Raw genomic sequence first — 16,136 nt, forward strand, 5'->3', positions numbered from 1 at the left:
GGCCGTCACACACCCTGTGCAGTGCTGAACCTGCCCCCAGGATATCCCGTAAATACCTGATTCTGTTACGATAATGGGAGGATGGCGAAACCGGGTGCAGACGTACCGAAAAGCTGTCCCGCAATGACAGGACGGGAATATGGGAAAATATGGCTATGCGAGGGTAAGTACATCGCGACAACAGACAGACAATCAGGTCACGGACTTACTCCGTGAAGGCGTGAACGAGGACAGCATCGTGACCGAGACCATCTCGGGGGCGACCTCATGGAAGACGCGACCGGCGCTCAAGCGACTGGTGCGCAAGCTTCATGCAGGAGACACGCTGATTGTCGCCAAGCTGGACAGGCTGGGACGTAACGCACTGGACGTGCTGACTCTCATCGATGTGCTGAAAAAGCGAGGTGTGGCGGTGCGTATCCTCAACCTCGGCATTGATACGTCAGGCGCCGGAGGCAAGCTGTTCCTGTTGCTCCTTGCAGGCTTTGCGGAGTTCGAGCGCAACATCATCCGAGAGCGTGTGCTGTCAGGGCTGGAGACGGCGAAGGCCAGAGGAACACGTCTGGGAAGGCGTCCCTCCTTGCCCGAGGAAGACCTCGCTCAGGCCAGACGTCTCAAGGCTCAGGGGCTGTCAGCACGAGAGGTGGCGAAGCTCCTGCACGTCTCCAAGATGACAGCATGGCGCGCCATGAACTCCTGAAAACCGTATCACAAACCCTGTCCCATAATTGCATGACCGGACTCACAGCCATGCAAAAATGGACTATTCCCAAAACAGGTGTTTTTGGGACGAAATATTTCCCAAATAGTCACGAAGCAAGTTAACCAACCGAAAGAACGGCCATGATAAACTACTCCGAAAGAAGAGCGAGGAGTGCGGCTATATTCGCACAAGTCAATAATTTGACAGCCAACACATCGGGCGCAATAAAACATATAACTACTATAGTATTATTTAATTCCATCATTTACAGCGGGATATTTGTACTGGTATATGGAATAAGATTCAATATACTCAACTATATAATTCCATCTATATCAATCATACAGATGGTTTTCATATTTTCGGCGTTTTCCATATTTTCGTATACTGTAGAGTTGGTAAGTGCTTTTTCCTTAATGCCAATATTTTATTATACAATAATGTCTTGCACTATGATTCCATCTGCGAGAAGCCTCGCAATAAAAAGAGCTCTTATACGCAATAACGACAAAGCATTTATCAGTTTTTGTCTTATTTTCACGGCGGGATTTCTTCTTCTAGCCTACTTTGTCTACCCCAACGCACATGATGAACAAAAGGCAATAATGTTGTGGGGGCTTTTGCTCGGCCTTCTCGCAAATATAATATATTTTACAGTACAAACGAGACATTTTGAAAGTTATTATTTGTATTTGGGATTATTGTTAATTCCCGCCTTGGGGATGATTATATATATTCCGTCCATATCCGCATTAACTTCCATAACGATAGCTATGGTCTCTTATTCATCCAATAGTGATGACATCATTCTTACCAACAGAGAAGGATTGGAATCGATAAAAGTACTATACCCAAACGATATTGATACGGCACAATTGTGCCATTATAAAAGCGATGACGGTTTCGACTACGCTTTGGGTGATATCAAAGTCTCTTGGAATGATGGCGGTGAAAACATATTTCTCTATAGAGAGAAAAAATCAACGATTATTTCAATAAAGCTCGCGTCAAAAAACTTCCGCTTAATAAGAAATGGGAAGTTTTTACTCAACGATATCAAGTATGGCGATGACCCCCTAACCCCCTGCTGAGAAAAGAAATATCAGAAGGAAGCGCACCGATGCTACCCTGGTAGTTTTCGTTCTCTTCCTTACAGGATATGACAGCTAATCGTTCTCTGTAAGGTTTTGGCCATGTCTGCTCTCGCGAAACTACTGGATACCCTCCGCCATGCATCGGTGTCGGAGAGCGAGAAAGGCACTTATTTCGAAGAGCTGATTGTCTGCTACCTTCGAACCGAACCCAGTTATGCAGACCTTTATGATACGGTGTGGCCTTACAAGAAATGGGCCAAGGAGCAAGGGTATCCCGTAAAGGATACAGGCATTGACCTCGTGGCCAGAGAGCGTGGAACAGGGAAGCTCCATGCCATCCAGTGCAAGTTCTATGCGCCGGACCATAGGATAACCAAGAAGGACATCGATACCTTCTTCTCGGCTTCTGGCAAAAGCTGGTTCTCTCATCGCGTTATCGTAGCCACAACCAATCTTTGGAACAGCAACGCTGAAGCCACGCTTGCAGACCAACACCCACCTGTCAGCAAAATTGACCTGCTCGACCTCGAAACCAGCGTCATCGACTGGGCGCAATACGAACCTAAACAGCCCGTTGTCATTCGCAAGAAAAAGACGCCTCGCGAACATCAGGAAACTGCGGTCAAAAAGGCACTCGCCGGTTTTACCGTGCATGACCGTGGCCGTCTCATCATGGCCTGCGGAACAGGCAAGACCTTCACCAGTTTGAAGCTGGCAGAGGAACAGGTCGGTGCTGGCGGTCGCGTTCTATTCCTTGTCCCCAGCCTCTCTCTGCTTTCCCAGTCGCTGACAGAGTGGACACAGGAAAGTCAGGTGCCTCTGCATAGTTTTGCCGTTTGCTCAGACAGCGATATAGGCAAGAAAAAGGCGTCCGAGGACGACGAGATCAAGGTCAAGATCCACGAACTGCGTTATCCGGCGACGACCGACCCCGAACGTCTGGCCAGCGAATATCAAAAGCGCCACGATGCCACACACATGACAGTGGTGTTCTCAACCTATCATTCGATTGATGTCATCAGTCAGGCCCAGAAAGAGTTCGGCTTTCCTGCGTTTGACCTGATTGTCTGCGATGAGGCTCATCGCACGACTGGCGTAACCTTCGGAGGCGAAGAAAATGACAGCGCCTTCGTAAGGGTTCATAATCAAGCCTATCTCCAAGGCCAAAAACGTCTCTACATGACCGCCACCCCGCGCATTTATGGCGATGTGGCACAGGAAAAGGCGGAGAGCGACGGCGCCATCGTCTATGGCATGAACAATCCCAAAATCTTCGGTCCTGAGTTCCACGTCATCACCTTCTCCGAGGCCGTGAGACGCAGACTTCTGGTCGATTACAAGGTCGTCGTGCTGGCTGTGGATGAGGGCATCGTCAGCGAAAGACTTCAGAAACTACTGGACGACGGAGAAAACGGCCTCAAAGTCGATGATGCCGCCAAAATTGTCGGGTGCTGGAAGGCACTGGCTAAAGTCGACATGTCACAGGACGGGATCGACGACCCGGAACCCATGAAACGGGCTGTGGCCTTCTGTCAGGTTATCTCCGCCGACTATAAAGGACGTAGTCACAAGGTCAGCTCCGTTCAGATTGCCAATATGTTTCAGGAGGTAGTCGAAGAATATCAACTTCAGGACGGCATCGAGCCTGAAGCCCGCCTGACCTGCGAAGCAGAACACGTTGATGGCGGGATGAATGCCAGTGAGAAGGAAGCCAAGCTCTCTTGGCTGAAGGAGGAGACGCCAGACAAGACCTGCCGGGTGCTCTCGAATGTCCGATGCCTCTCTGAAGGAGTGGACGTTCCTGCACTTGATGCCGTCCTGTTCCTTACCCCCCGTAATTCTCAGGTGGATGTGGTGCAGTCAGTCGGTCGCGTGATGCGGACAGCGCCGGGAAAGACGCGAGGCTATGTTGTTCTTCCAGTCGTCATTCCTTCAGGAATGCCCCCCGAGCAGGCGCTTGATAATAACCAGCCTTACAAGGTCGTATGGCAGGTACTGCAAGCACTTCGCTCACATGATGACCGCTTTGACAGCATGGTCAACAAGATGGACCTGCAAGCGAAACCCGATACGTCTCGTATGGAAGTCATCGCCGTCACAAAGAAGATTGCCAATAAGACGGCGCCACTGACAACCGGGACAGCTCAGAAAGCACATTCCTCCTATAATCTTGGCAAGAACGCCCATCGTCCGAGCGATGAGCAATTCAAGATGGAGTTCCAGGTCGGGGAAATCGAACGCGCCATCTACGCTAAAATCGTCAAGAAGGTAGGTAACCGTCACCACTGGGAGGACTGGGCTGGCAATATTGCAAAGATTGCCCAGACCCACATCACCCGTATCACCACCATCCTCGACAACCCTGAGAATGTTCTGGCGCGTGATGCATTCGACCAGTTCGTGTCTGACCTCCGTTCTGAACTGAATGACAGCATCAGCCGGGAAGACATCGTTGAGATGCTGGCCCAGCACCTCATTACTCGTCCTGTCTTTGAGGCCCTGTTTTCAGGCCATAGCTTTGTCTCTGACAACCCTATGTCGAAGGCCATGCAATCTGTGCTGGATGCACTGGACAAGCACAATCTGCACAAGGAAACGGACACGCTGGAAGACTTCTATGCCAATGTGCGTGAACGCGCCTCTGGCATTGATACTGCCTATGGTCGGCAGAAGGTCATCAAAGAGTTGTATGATGGCTTTTTCCAGCAGGCTTTCCCACGACTGAAAGAACGCCTCGGAATTGTCTACACCCCGCTGGAAGTCGTGGACTTCATCATCCGCTCCATCAATGACGTGCTCGAAAGCGAGTTTGGCCAGACTCTGGGGAGCAAGGGCGTCCACATCATGGACCCTTTCACAGGCACAGGGACATTCATTACCCGCCTGCTTCAGAGTGGTCTAATTACGAAGGAGCAGATGCTCCACAAGTTCAGGCATGAACTTCACGCCAACGAAATCGTCCTGCTGGCTTATTACATTGCGTCTATCAACATCGAGGCGACCTTCTCTGACCTGATGGACGGTACGTATGAGCCTTTCGAGGGTATCTGCCTGACAGACACCTTCCGACTGAATGAAGAACATGACCTGATTGGCTCCACGCTGGAAGACAACAACAAGCGCATCAAGAAACAAAAGCAACTCGATATCCGCGTTATCATGGGAAACCCGCCTTACTCGGTGGGACAAAAAAGCGAAAACGACAATAACGATAATGTCGAATACCCAGCTCTGGATGAACGCATTAGAGAGACTTACGCCAAGCAGTCAAAGGCGGTGCTCTCCAAGGGCCTATATGACAGCTATGTCCGCGCCATCCGTTGGGCTTCCGACCGCATAGGAAGCTGTGGTGTTCTGGGCTTCGTAACCAACGCAGGTTTCCTCGAATCCAATACAGCAGATGGTCTTCGGAAGTCCTTGGCTGAAGAGTTCTCAAGCATCCATGTGTTCCATCTTCGGGGAAATCAAAGGACGTCAGGCGAAACATCTCGCAAGGAAGGTGGAAAAATCTTCGATGCAGGAAGCCGTGCTCCGATTGCCATTTCCATTCTGGTGAAAAACCCGGAAGCAAAGGAACAGAGGCGCATTCTGTTCCATGACATCGGAGACTATTTGACCCGCGAACAGAAACTGAAGAAGATTGAAGAGCTGGTCAGCATCAAGGGCCTAAGCGATGCGGACCTATGGCAGAACATCACGCCAGATGAGCATGGTGACTGGCTTCGTCAGAGAGACGACAGCTTCGGGAATTTTATGCCTATCGGAGTGAAGAAGGGAAATGAAACACCATTATTCTCAAAATTCTCTCTTGGCGTTGTAACAGCAAGGGATTCTTGGTGCTGGAATTTTTCCAATACAGAACTCCAAGAAAACTTAATTTCTATGGTCGGGGTATATATGTCTGAATTGGTACGCTTTGACCAAGCATATCGCAGTGCGGACAAAAAGATTAAAGATGCAGCGGTCAGTGACTTTGTTACCTCGGACGCCACAAAAATCAGCTGGAGCCGCGCTCTAAAACAAGATTTATCTAGAAATAAAGAACTGATTTATTCAGATAGCTGTCGCACTCAAGGCATGTATCGACCATTCACGCGTCAATGGCTCTATTTCAATAGACGGTTGAACGAGATGGTCTATCAAATGCCTCGCCTGTTTCCTGATGCAAAGGCAGATAATCTGGTCATTTGCGTGAAAGTGCGCGTGCCTGACGATGGCTTCTTCGCAACCATGACAAACGCCATCTCTGACCTCCAGCCTGATGGTGGAAGCCAGTGCTTCCCACTGTTCGTTTATGAGGATGCAAAACTACACAAAGACAACAACGGTGTTGACCTCTTTAATGGCGAAGCCTCGAACGGCTTAACCCGCAAAGATGCCATCACGGACGAAGGGCTGAAGCATTTCCAGGACGCCTATCCTGGGCAAAGCATCAGCAAGGAAGACCTGTTCTATTACGTCTATGGGCTTTTGCACTCTCCAGACTATCGAGAATGCTATGCTGATACCCTACGGAAAGAACTGCCCCGCATTCCCCGCGTGAAGACATTTGAAGCTTTCAAGGCGTTCTCGGATGCTGGTCGGCGCTTGGGAGAAATGCATGTCCATTTCGATACCCAGCCCATCTACGAAGGGGTAAAAATCGACACAGGAAACACACGCCCTGCACCTGAAGACTACCGCGTCACCCAGATGAAGTATGGCAAAGGCAAGGACAAAACCGTCCTGCACTACAATGACCGCATCACAGTCACAGGCATCCCACTGGAAGCCTACGACTATGTGGTCAACGGAAAACCTGCGCTTGATTGGGTGGTGGAGCGTCAGTGCGTCAAAACCGACAAGGCCAGCGGTATCGTCAACGACGCCAATGACTGGGCCATCGAGACCATGAACAACCCGCGCTATCCTCTGGAACTCTTCCTGCGTGTCATAACTGTGAGCCTTGAGACAATGAAAATCGCAAAGACTCTGCCTGCTCTGGATATCCTCGACACCTGACGAGCAAAAAAAGTTCACGCAACCTGCTATAATACCGCCATAGATTGGAAAATATGGCGGTATTATAAAACCGCAGAAAACAGCCGAAAATGAACCGCCATATTTCCCCGCCAAAACTATAAGGGGAATTGTATGAAATATGGCTATTGCAGAGTATCGACTTTAGGACAGGATTTACAGGAACAGGAAGACGCCTTGATGGCCTTGGGAGTCCCAAGGACCAACATCTTCAAAGAGAAGATTTCCGGCGCCGTGAAATCTGATGACAGACCACAATTCGTGAAATTGCTGAAGAAACTCCAGACAGGTGACGAGCTGGTTGTCATGAAGCTCGACAGGCTCGGAAGGTCTACACTCGACATCCTGACCGTACTTCAGAATATCAGACAGCAGGGTATCGCCATAACCATCCAGGGGGTTGGCACCATCAGGGATGACATGATGGGAAGCCTGACGATGAACCTCCTTGCCTCCTTTGCCGAGTTCGAACGTGCGCTCATCATCGACCGCACCCAATCTGGCAGGAAGAGAGCCATGGAGAGTGGCATCAAAATGGGCAGGAAACCCAAGCTCAGCAGACAAGCCCAGGAAGCTATCCGCAGGCGCTACGGAGAAGAGACCGGGACGGCTTTAGCCAAGGAGTATGGGGTCGGACTGAGAACCATTCAGAGGATAATGGCGTGAGAAGCCTTACGCCGTTTACTGTTATTCGATAGGTTTGAGGAAAAGGGTAGACCGATGCAACAATCATTGCCTCAAATCTCTATCAAACGTGCCTACGAAGCACCCGACATTAGTGATGGTACTAGAGTTTTGATCGACCGCCTCTGGCCAAGAGGGGTGAGAAAGGCTGATTTAGAAATTGCCGTATGGCTCAAAAATGTGGCGCCAAGTAGCGCCTTGCGGAAATGGTTCGACCATGACCCTGCCAAATGGACTGTATTCCAAGAAAAATATCTGACTGAGCTTCATCGTGGCAATGATGAAATATCTTCCTTATTGAATCTCGCCCGCTCAGAAAAAATCACGCTCATTTATGGAGCTCATGACAAGATTCATAATCATGCTCAGGTTTTGCGCCAGTTCCTGAATCAAACCTTGAGTGCTCTGGAACAGGAATAAGTTTACAGAAAGCATTTATAGAGCATGCTTGACTTCTCCAGAACCTTTCTCCAAAGTCCCACTCCATACCCACTTGAAGGGTTTTGAGAAAACCGCAGTTTTCAGCCGTTTTTCAAGTTTGTGACTTGGAGAAAAAACGAATCGGAACCGATTCGAATCCCACTCTCTCCGCCACCCCCACCAAAAAACCGACTCTCTGGACACATGACATCATGGCCCCATACAGATGGGTCGTGTCCTGTATTCTGCGCTTGCACAGAACTGGCCCTCTCGGACACTTGTTCAGTTGCCCGGCATGAATACGGCCACACAGGAGAACCAGGCGATCCCCTCGTGTGGCCGGTTAAAGCGCTGCCTGCCCTTATCCCGTAGTGTCGGGAAGAAGGCGGACAATGCGGGAATGGGTCATCAGCTGATGGTAAAGTCGCTTGTCTTGAGGTCAGTGACGCCAATGAACGTGATCTTGGCATTCCCGTCGATCATGACGGAAGTATTGCCGCCCGACACCGTTGCGGTGCTTAGGATGGTTTGAGCTGCGGCATCCGAGGAGGACGGCTTGTAGTTATAAAGGAAGAACTTGTTATCGGCTGCCCGGAAATCGGTAATCGTAAAGCTGCCTGCGGTGTGGTTGCTCAGCATACCGAACAGATTGCCTGCGCCGGAGCCGCCCGTCACCGTTGCCGATGCCGCGCTGTCAGACGTACCAGTGAAAGCCGTGCCAAAGTAGAACTGGTCGGAGGCCGTGCCGCCAATAACCGTCTGCTGGCCAGCACCGGTCCAGGCCGACAGGCCGCCAGCAACGTTGCGGCCGTCAATGGTCTGTGCCCCTGTGGTGTAGGGCTGGTTGGCCGTAAACAGAAGGCGCGAGGAGGAACTCAGCGTCGCAGTCAGTCCGTCAGCACCGAAGATCGTACCGCTTCCGGCAGAGATGGCCGTATTGCCGGTGCCGGAGATGAAATTCAGCGCACCGCTCACACTGATCGACTGATTGCTGCCGTGCACGACCTGAAGATTTCCCGTTGCCGAAATCGTATCACCCTGGGTGCCGGTCACTGTGGCCGAGCCCGAACTTACATTGACCACCGAGGACGTGCCTCCGTACACCGTGCTGTTGTCCCCGACGGTGATCGTGTTGTTGCTGGAGAAATCCATTACGGCCGCATTGGTCTTGAGCGAGGCCGTTGTATTGCCCCCCTGCAATGACACAGTATCGATGGCTCCAGCAGCACCATAAATCGTGTCCTGCCCGACCGAATTCACGAAGTTGTTCGACCCCCCGAGATAGATAAGGTTGTTCCCCGTGCCACCGGTGATGGTGTTCGTACCCTGGGCACCATAAATGGTGTCGTTGCCTGCGCCCGTTGCAATATTCCATTTGCCCGTCGAGCCGGCGGCGTTGAACACGTTATTGCCCTGGGTGGCAGCGAAACTGCCGGAATTATTTCCAACCTTGACCGTCGAGCCATACTGGTTGCTCGAGACGATATTCAGGTAATTGGCAGTATTCTGTGTGGTATCAAGCGTGGTGGCGCCATTGAGCGTGCTGGTATCGGTCGAGGCAACGACGATATTGGTGTAATTACCCGACACGCCATACGTGCCAGCGGTATCCACAATGGCCTGGGATGCCTTCTGGGAAGACACGAAGGTGTTCGAGCCAGTCGAGAGAATGCTGTTATCGAGTGTTCCTGCCGCCAGCAGCGTCTGAATGCTCGAAGCATAGGACTTCGCCATCATGCCGGCCGTATCGCCGGAGGTGTACGCCACATTGACGGTGTTGTTGACACCCTTGACGATAAGATTGGGCATGGAAACCTCGCTGGTTGTCGTTGTTGTTACGCTGTTTTCAGGTGTCATGGACACGACCTTGGCCGTGGTCGAACGGTCGGCATAACTCAGGGTCTTGCTGGTGTCGTAGGTAATGGTCGGGTCTTCGACATTGTAATTACCGGTCACGTCGGTCGCCTGACCCGTACCGATCGTCTCGACACCGATATAGCAACCGCTCAGATACCAGTTGCTTAGATTCTCGACCTCGCTGGCGAGGTTGGGGTAAAGCCCGACAATGGCCTTGATCGCGGCCATTAGCCCCTGATTCACATCAACCGTGGTCTGATACATGACCCCGTTATTCGAAGCGACTTTGGGGTTGATGTAATCCGCCTGAATACCGGTGAAGTTATAAATGGATCCACCGAGAGATTTAGGTATTGAGATATAGGTCTCTGGTACGCCCTTGTAGTCGACGGTCTCAAACTGCAGGAACAGACCGAAACTCATGGTCGAGCTGTGGAAATTGATCGTGAAATTAATGCCGGCCTGATAGACGCCGGTCGTTCCGGAATAATTGCTGATTCCCTGATTGAACGACGCTGTGATCTGATGATTGAATGAATATTGCCCGTCTACTGCCTTGACGGCGGCAAGCTGTACGTCGAGCAGGTTCCCGCCCTGTGCGGCCATCTGGTAGATGTAATGGCCGTTATCCGGGTCCTTAAAGACATTATAGCTTGTCTTCCCCGCTGCCGATGTTGCGGAGCCCTGCGTCCAGTGCCCGACGGAATAGCCGAAATTGGGGTCCCATACGCGGGTATCGTCGCCAGTGGTCGGATCGAACGCTGTCTCCTGATTCCACTGGATGATGGCCCAGTCAGGTGACTGACCACCATCAAGCTGGGACGACGACGCATTATAGACGATCTGCCCGTTCACAACCTGCTGGGTATTCATGGGCAGGTTGGGCCCACTCACACTAGGGTCGGTGTAGATATTGGTCAATGAGCCAGTACTGTTCGTATTCATCGTTAATCCGACCCTCTTTCGTCGTTAAAATAGACTTTATGCTCTGTATGTTGACTAGTCTGCACCCTGAGCATTTAAATTGTCTTAATTTCCAAACAAAATTCTCACTCAAACGTGATCTTAAAATACATCACGAACATAGAATGATACCGCTCTGTTCTTGGGATTTACTTTGTAGAAAATTATAATCATCGATATAGTTCGATAGAACCAGCCTAAAAAATATGAAGATCGCCATAATCGCTGACATAAAGCCGTAACAGATGTCAAACTTCGTTAAGAGCCGTCTCTACAGACGTTATCGGCGATCAATACACTCAATATATGAGCATCCGTCGGAGCATCCCTTCCGACCGTAATGTTACACTCACCGAGTTCTGTACTGATTTGAGTGACTGAAACGGCCCATTTTGGATTATGACCAGCGATCCTCTGATGGTCCCCGGATCGTTTAGCACCGTCAAATGGCAAGGAAGGCCTTGCGAGGGCGCTCAGGGTGCGCCGCCGCAAGGCTCATGGCAGGGCCTGCCCAACTGCACACGACGCCTGCCCACAGGAATACCGCGCGCCCTCCTCTGCATTCAGAGAGTCTCCCGTCAGCCATGACCTGTAATGGCAGAACCAGTCATGGCGACTCCGTATGCGAGACAAAAAAAAGCCCCGGTGAGAACCGGGGCTTTTCCATAGGCGATGACTGACAGGGCGAGTATCAGCGTGGTGCGAGCACCATGATCATCTGACGGTTCTCAAGCTTGGGCATCTGCTCAACCTTGGCCTTATCTTCCATTTCGGTGCGGATACGCTCAAGCATCTTGATGCCGAGCTCCTGATGGGCCATTTCGCGACCCTTGAAGCGCAGCGAAACCTTGACCTTGTCGCCTTCAGCCAGGAAGGAATTCATGGCGCGCAGCTTCACCTGGTAGTCATTTTCATTGGTGCTGGGGCGCACCTTGACTTCCTTGATCTCGATAACCTTCTGCTTTTTGCGCGCTTCGTTCTTCTTCTTCTGCTGTTCGTATTTGAACTTGCCGTAGTCGAGAATCTTGACGACCGGCGGCTCAGCCGTCGGGCTGATTTCCAGAAGGTCGAGTCCGACCGAATAGGCGCGTGCAAGAGCATCGCGCGTTGTCATGACGCCAGCCATTTCGCCGTCGGCGTCAATCAAGCGCACCTGAGGAACACGGATTTCCTCGTTAACTCGGGGCCCTTCACGGGTGGGTGCGGCCTGCATCGGTGGTCTAGCTATGGTCGTCTCCTGTCGACGTTTTCAGATCTTGTGCTTGTCGGCACTTCAATACGCGCAATACGGCCAAAAATTTCATCACCTTAGCGTGACGAAATTAACGGCTTGTTCGCGGGAAGGCCGGTGCCCGACATAGTCACGAAGCACCGGGATTGCAAGGTTTTCGCGCCTGTCTGCTGCGTTTCAGCCCTGCAAGCGTTGCATATCGGGTGCCTTGGCTTCCTCGCCCAGAAGTGTGACCACTTCCTCAAGGCCCAGAATTTCCTGCGCTGCGCCGCCCAGACGACGCATGGCCACCTTGCCTTCTTCCGCCTCGCGGCGTCCCACGACGAGAATGACAGGAACACGGGCAAGCGAATGCTCGCGGATCTTCGCGTTGATCTTTTCGTTACGCCCGTCCACCTCAACCTGAAGCCCGGCGCGGCGCAGCTTTGCAGCCACTTCCTGCGCGTAAGGCTCAGCATCTGTCACGATGCTTGCCACCACAACCTGCGTCGGGGCCAGCCAGAGCGGGAACTTGCCGGCAAACTGCTCGATCAGGATGCCGATGAAGCGCTCGAAGCTACCGAGAATGGCGCGATGCAGCATCACCGGGCGGTGGCGCGCGCTGTCCTCACCGATATAGGAAGCATCCAGACGCTCGGGCAGGATGAAATCGACCTGCAACGTGCCGCACTGCCAGTCGCGACCGATCGCATCCGTCAACACGAATTCGAGTTTCGGGCCATAGAAGGCGCCCTCGCCCGGATTGGTCTCGAATGTCACACCCGCCAACGCGCAGGCTTCCTTGAGCGCCTTCTCCGACTTGTCCCAGGTCGCATCGTCACCCGCACGCGCGTCAGGACGGTCGGAGAACTTCACGCGGAAATTCTCGAAGCCCAGATCCCGATAGACCTCATCGAGCATGGCAACAAACGTCGCCGTCTCGGCTGCAATCTGTTCCTCGGTGCAGAAGATATGCGCATCGTCCTGCGTGAAGCCACGGACACGCATGATGCCATGCAGCGCCCCTGAGGGCTCGTAACGATGACACGCGCCGAACTCCGCCATACGCAACGGCAGCTCGCGATAGGAGCGCAGCCCATGGCGGAAGATCTGCACATGGCAGGGGCAGTTCATGGGCTTGAGGGCGAGGGTCTTTTCCTCATCCTCAACCGTCGCGATGAACATGTGCTCGCGATATTTGTCCCAATGGCCCGAGGCTTCCCACAGGGCACGGTCCACCAGTTGCGGCGTACGCACTTCCTCATAGCCATAGCGCGTCTGGATACGGCGCATATAGTCCTGAAGCACGGTGTACAGACGCCAGCCCTTGGCGTGCCAGAAAATCTGGCCTACCGCCTCTTCCTGGATATGGAACAGATCCATCTCGCGGCCGATACGGCGATGGTCGCGCTTCTCTGCCTCTTCCAGCTGGTGCAGATAGGCGTCGAGTTCCTTCTGATCGCGCCAGGCCGTGCCATAGATACGCGTCAGCATGGGGTTACGATGGTCGCCACGCCAATACGCGCCTGCCACCTTCATGAGCTTGAACGCCGTGCCGATATCGCCGGTGCCGCGCATATGCGGCCCACGGCACAGATCAAGCCATGCCCCCTGACGATAGATCGAGATGGTCTCGCTCTCGGGCAGATCACGGATCAGTTCCGCCTTGAAGCGCTCACCCTTCTCCTCGAAGAAGGCAATGGCCGCGTCACGATCCCATTCCTCACGCTCGAACGGCGCATTGGCCGCGATGATCTCACGCATCTTGGCCTCGATCGCCTCGAAATCCTCGGGCGTGAAAGGCTGATTGCGGAAGAAATCGTAATAGAACCCGTCCTTGATAGAGGGGCCAATCGTCACCTGCGTGCCGGGCCAGAGCGCCTGCACGGCTTCGGCCAGCACATGGGCGGTATCATGGCGGATCATCTCCAGAACGATATCATCCTTGCGCGTGATGAAGCGCAGCCCTGAATCCTCGGCAATGGCCGTCGAGAGATCGACCAGCTTGCCATTCAGGCTCATCGCAACGGCAGCACGCGCCAGACCGGGACCGATCGAAGCCGCGACTGCCGTGCCAGTCGTGGCACCGTCGAACGTGCGAACGGAACCATCGGGCAGGGTAATGGCAGGCATGGAGATGCGCTCCTGGCGTAAGAGATAAGTTGAGCTGTTCTAATGGCCCCAGTTAAGGCAGGCCGCAACCCTGGAAACGTCAAGCCTGCGCAGATCATCAACGGCCAGAATACGCACCTGACCTGGCGCGCGCCCGACCGGCGCCGTCAGACGCGGGTTACTTTCACCAGAAAACAGAACAAGAGACCGGCAACCCATCGCAGCCGCCAGATGCATCGGGCCTGTATCATTACCAACCGCCAGAGCGGCGCGCGCCAGGATCCCCCCCAGCGCCAGCAGATCCGTCTGTCCTGTCAGGTCGAGCATGGCGGGCACCTGAGCCTTGATCGTTTTAGCCAAACCGGATTCGCTGGCTGCGCCGATCATGACGACATGCAGGCCCGATGCGAGCAGCTCATGCGCCAGAGCCGCATAATGGCGGGCCGGCCAGCGTTTGGCGGGCCGATGAGGGGCCGCCCCCGGCACGATGACCGCATAGGGGGCAGGCAGATCGGGGCCACCACGCCCCAGCCACTCCAGATCCGTGCAGGGCAATTCAGACACACCCAGCCGCGCCAGCTGATCACGCTGTCGCGCCACGCTGTGCATGACATCACGATAGGGGTTGTCGTGAAAGAATGTCCCATCCGGCGCAATCCCGCACCAGCGTTTCTGCCCGGCCAGACGCTGATACCGGGTACTGCGCCCTGATGTCTGCAGATCAATCACCAGATCATGCCCGCGCAGGGTGCGACGCAGGGCCATCACGCCACGCAGGTCCGACCAGCGCGGTCGCGCATCGACGGTTACGTGATCGAACCACGGGCTGGCCTTGGCCAGCGGTGCAAACGGCGTGGTGGTCAGCAGGGTGATCTCTGCCTCGGGCCAGCGCGCCCTGATGGCGGCAAAGGGGGCGAAGGCCTGCACGAAATCACCCAGCGCGCCGAGCTTGATCACGAGTATACGAAACATCCGGCCATCCTAGCCGAGGGCGCGCTGCGATGATACGCCATCTGTCTGCTCTCCCGGCGTCAGGCCATGCCCGGACCCGTGTCGCCCCGCAAGCAGGACCAGAATCCGGTGCAGGAACCCCCCATGTCCGACAATCCTTCCCACATCCTTTCCTTCGGCAGCGTCAATATCGACATCACCGCCCGCGCCGAGCGCATCCCCCATCCGGGCGAAACGGTTCATGCCGCAAGCTACGCCATTGGGCTTGGTGGCAAGGGAGCCAATCAGGCCGCTGCCGCAGCGCGTCTCGGACAGGGCTGCGGGCTGAACGTTTTCATGGCGGGCCGCACCGGCACCGATAATTTCGGTGCCATGGCGCGCAAGCTTCTCATCCCTTTTGGCGTCGATCTCACAGCCCTGCGAGAGGACCCCGCTCACCCGACAGGCGTTGCGCTGATCACGGTTGATGAAAAGGCCGAGAACATCATTACCGTTGCAGGCGGTGCCAATATGGCGCTCGACAGCAGTGATGTCGCCGCCCATCGATCCCTGATCGAACAGGCATCGGTGCTGCTTCTTCAGCTCGAAATTCCTCTCGCCCTCACAATCGAAATCGCCGAGACCGCAAGGCGCGCAGGAACGCTTGTGATTGTCGACCCGGCCCCCGCCCCAGCCGATGGCCTGCCTGAGGCCCTGTGGCGCGCTCTCGATATCGTCACCCCCAACGAAACCGAAACGCGCCTTCTGACTGGCATCTACCCTGAGACGCAGGAAGACGCTGCGCGGGCTGCGCGCAAATTGCAGTCCCTCGGTGCCACCCATGCACTGGTCAAGATGGGGGCAAGAGGGGTGTATTATCTCAGCGGTGGTCGGGAAGGCTTTGTCCCCCCTTATCCGGTCAAGGCTATCGACACTGTCGCAGCAGGCGATTGTTTCAACGCCGGTCTCGCCGCGGCCCTTACCCTGGGCAAGCCGTTCGACGAATCTGTGCATTTTGCTGCAGCTTGCGGTGCGCTCGCGACCACGCAGCTTGGCGCTGCCGAATCAGCACCCCACTGGCACGATGTCACGACGATGGTCGAAAGCAGACTGGCTTCCTGACCGGGACAAAATCCGACCACCG

10 protein-coding genes are annotated in these 16,136 nt (G+C 53.9%); 6 read left to right on the forward strand and 4 right to left on the reverse strand.

Features of this window, described 5'->3' with window-relative positions; all coding sequences use genetic code 11:
• Positions 1 to 139 precede the first annotated feature (139 nt).
• The 5 genes from P5689_RS06625 (at position 140) to P5689_RS06645 (ending at position 7,920) form a co-directional block, all read left to right on the forward strand.
• Positions 140 to 700: a recombinase family protein gene (locus tag P5689_RS06625; RefSeq protein WP_285532569.1), complete on the forward strand. Its 561-nt coding sequence runs from the start codon at positions 140 to 142 to the stop codon at positions 698 to 700.
• 143 nt (positions 701 to 843) lie between these two features.
• The gene (locus P5689_RS06630) at positions 844 to 1,794 is read left to right on the forward strand and encodes a hypothetical protein (RefSeq protein ID WP_285532570.1); all 951 of its coding nucleotides are present in this window, start codon (positions 844 to 846) and stop codon (positions 1,792 to 1,794) included.
• A gap of 102 nt (positions 1,795 to 1,896) precedes the next feature.
• Complete coding sequence (locus P5689_RS06635) at positions 1,897 to 6,798, forward strand: type ISP restriction/modification enzyme (protein WP_285532571.1); 4,902 nt, start codon at positions 1,897 to 1,899, stop codon at positions 6,796 to 6,798.
• 132 nt (positions 6,799 to 6,930) lie between these two features.
• Entirely contained in the window at positions 6,931 to 7,482 is a 552-nt protein-coding gene (locus tag P5689_RS06640; RefSeq protein ID WP_285532572.1) for a recombinase family protein, read from the forward strand.
• Positions 7,483 to 7,536: 54 nt separating this feature from the next.
• Positions 7,537 to 7,920: a DUF488 domain-containing protein gene (locus P5689_RS06645; protein WP_285532573.1), complete on the forward strand. Its 384-nt coding sequence runs from the start codon at positions 7,537 to 7,539 to the stop codon at positions 7,918 to 7,920.
• A 408-nt stretch (positions 7,921 to 8,328) separates the two neighbouring features.
• Here P5689_RS06645 and P5689_RS06650 read toward each other — a convergent pair whose 3' ends face one another.
• The 4 genes from P5689_RS06650 to P5689_RS06665 form a co-directional block, all read right to left on the reverse strand.
• On the reverse strand, positions 8,329 to 10,722 hold the full coding sequence (locus P5689_RS06650; RefSeq protein ID WP_023979860.1) for a hypothetical protein: 2,394 nt from the start codon (positions 10,720 to 10,722) through the stop codon (positions 8,329 to 8,331).
• Between the two features lie 709 nt (positions 10,723 to 11,431).
• Positions 11,432 to 11,953, reverse strand: a complete 522-nt coding sequence (infC, locus tag P5689_RS06655) for a translation initiation factor IF-3 (RefSeq protein ID WP_023979861.1) — start codon at positions 11,951 to 11,953, stop codon at positions 11,432 to 11,434.
• 195 nt (positions 11,954 to 12,148) lie between these two features.
• Complete coding sequence (thrS, locus tag P5689_RS06660) at positions 12,149 to 14,083, reverse strand: threonine--tRNA ligase (RefSeq protein ID WP_023979862.1); 1,935 nt, start codon at positions 14,081 to 14,083, stop codon at positions 12,149 to 12,151.
• A 39-nt stretch (positions 14,084 to 14,122) separates the two neighbouring features.
• Positions 14,123 to 15,034 carry a glycosyltransferase family 9 protein gene (locus P5689_RS06665; protein WP_285532576.1) on the reverse strand — a complete coding sequence of 304 codons (912 nt, stop codon included), beginning with the start codon at positions 15,032 to 15,034 and terminating at the stop codon, positions 14,123 to 14,125.
• 123 nt (positions 15,035 to 15,157) lie between these two features.
• Here P5689_RS06665 and rbsK point away from each other — a divergent pair, with 123 nt between their 5' ends.
• The gene (rbsK, locus tag P5689_RS06670) at positions 15,158 to 16,114 is read left to right on the forward strand and encodes a ribokinase (RefSeq protein WP_023979864.1); all 957 of its coding nucleotides are present in this window, start codon (positions 15,158 to 15,160) and stop codon (positions 16,112 to 16,114) included.
• Positions 16,115 to 16,136 lie beyond the last annotated feature (22 nt).

The organism is Asaia sp. HumB (genome assembly GCF_030263835.1).
Lineage (GTDB): Bacteria > Pseudomonadota > Alphaproteobacteria > Acetobacterales > Acetobacteraceae > Asaia > Asaia bogorensis.

Coding starts and splice junctions, on each gene's coding strand:
- P5689_RS06650 (WP_023979860.1), bottom strand. CDS start 10,722: ATGAATACGAACAGTACTGGCTCATTGACCAATATCTACACCGACCCT.
- P5689_RS06630 (WP_285532570.1), top strand. CDS start 844: ATGATAAACTACTCCGAAAGAAGAGCGAGGAGTGCGGCTATATTCGCA.
- infC (WP_023979861.1), bottom strand. CDS start 11,953: ATGCAGGCCGCACCCACCCGTGAAGGGCCCCGAGTTAACGAGGAAATC.
- P5689_RS06665 (WP_285532576.1), bottom strand. CDS start 15,034: ATGTTTCGTATACTCGTGATCAAGCTCGGCGCGCTGGGTGATTTCGTG.
- thrS (WP_023979862.1), bottom strand. CDS start 14,083: ATGCCTGCCATTACCCTGCCCGATGGTTCCGTTCGCACGTTCGACGGT.
- rbsK (WP_023979864.1), top strand. CDS start 15,158: ATGTCCGACAATCCTTCCCACATCCTTTCCTTCGGCAGCGTCAATATC.
- P5689_RS06625 (WP_285532569.1), top strand. CDS start 140: ATGGGAAAATATGGCTATGCGAGGGTAAGTACATCGCGACAACAGACA.
- P5689_RS06635 (WP_285532571.1), top strand. CDS start 1,897: ATGTCTGCTCTCGCGAAACTACTGGATACCCTCCGCCATGCATCGGTG.
- P5689_RS06645 (WP_285532573.1), top strand. CDS start 7,537: ATGCAACAATCATTGCCTCAAATCTCTATCAAACGTGCCTACGAAGCA.
- P5689_RS06640 (WP_285532572.1), top strand. CDS start 6,931: ATGAAATATGGCTATTGCAGAGTATCGACTTTAGGACAGGATTTACAG.